Here is a 1,241-nt window from a genome sequence, read left to right on the forward strand (position 1 = left end):
CATTTGAAGCTGTTCGAGCTTGTACAGCTGCTCCATACCACGGATGTAGCCTGGCTTGCCCCACATACRCAAGCTCTGTAGCGAGGGAAACCGATCGATGACGTCTCCCAGATCGATGTCATCGACAGAGCACAGCTCCAGCTCAGACAAATGCGTGAGACCCCACAAGAAACGGTAGGACTTCACCGCCTCGCCATTCAATCGAAGCGTGATACCGCGCCCTTCCCGCTCGTGCTTGATATAAACATCATGCTGCAAACTTCCCTCAAACGTCATCCGATCCATGTCGTTAGGAGCAAGCAGCTCATGGATGTTTTGCGGCTTCATTGTGATTTCTGTGATGAGCGTGTGCTGCAAATCTACCGTTCCACGGCTGTCTTGAGTTCCAGCTCCAGCTTGTAGATAAAATCATGCGTTCTTACATAGTTCTCCATTGCAGAGCTCCAATCGAAAACAGTCAAGGATGTCAGACAAGGCAGACGGTCCAATTCCGTGTAGTYGGTTAGGTTCGGGATTCGGTCCAGAGAAAGCGATTGGGTGCCCCATCGCACCATTACTCCGGCAATTTCCACCTGTTGGCTGCTGTCTGCCTTGCTGGCAGCTTTGAAGTTATGTCGTTTGTYCTCCGGAATGCGCTCCCACTGCAGCTGACGATACAGCTTGGGATTCCAGTCTCCGTAGCTTCTCGGCTGCTCTTCCACAAGGACCTCAAAATTTCCAATATAGGTATACTCCGGAGGAATCGGACCCGCACTAATTTTATGATCCAGATGATCACTCCAAAAATAAAAATTGATCACAAGCGGCTTTACCTGCCTCAGCTGATCAATGGAAGGAAGCTCTCTCCCGGTCCAATGCAACATCAATGCAGCGTAACTGTCTTTTTCGTTCGATTTGCTAGCTGGCACAATATGCGTAATCTGGCATGCGACATAAGCGTTTAATTGCGGATTCCAGAATCCGAATACGTCACCTGGTTGTATCGTCATGTGTTACTCCTTTCAGTGTTCGAATGCGGTCAAGGGCAAGCTGAAGCCAACGTTCAGACTCCCTGTACCTCTCCATTTCCCATAACAAATCACCGTAACAGACCGCAGCCCTAAACATAATTATACTATAAAGATGGAAAAAAATATGAAAAATATTGTCTCAACTACAAGCCTCTGAACCGTAAATCAGATGTTCCCTCGACAATTGAAAGAACCAGTGAAGTCTAGCGTCCCTAGTATACGACCCAATAA

1 protein-coding gene and 1 pseudogene are annotated in these 1,241 nt (G+C 48.0%); both read right to left on the reverse strand.

The window, feature by feature from the left end; all coding sequences use genetic code 11:
- A pseudogene (locus AC1DWN_RS33965) lies at window positions 1-357 on the reverse strand (hypothetical protein); the annotation flags it as partial.
- 2 nt (window positions 358-359) lie between these two features.
- On the reverse strand, window positions 360-989 hold the full coding sequence (locus tag AC1DWN_RS33970) for a hypothetical protein (protein ID WP_477563221.1): 630 nt from the start codon (window positions 987-989) through the stop codon (window positions 360-362).
- Window positions 990-1,241: the final 252 nt, after the last annotated feature.

The sequence above is a fragment of the Paenibacillus sp. P4_A7 genome (genome assembly GCF_056402455.1).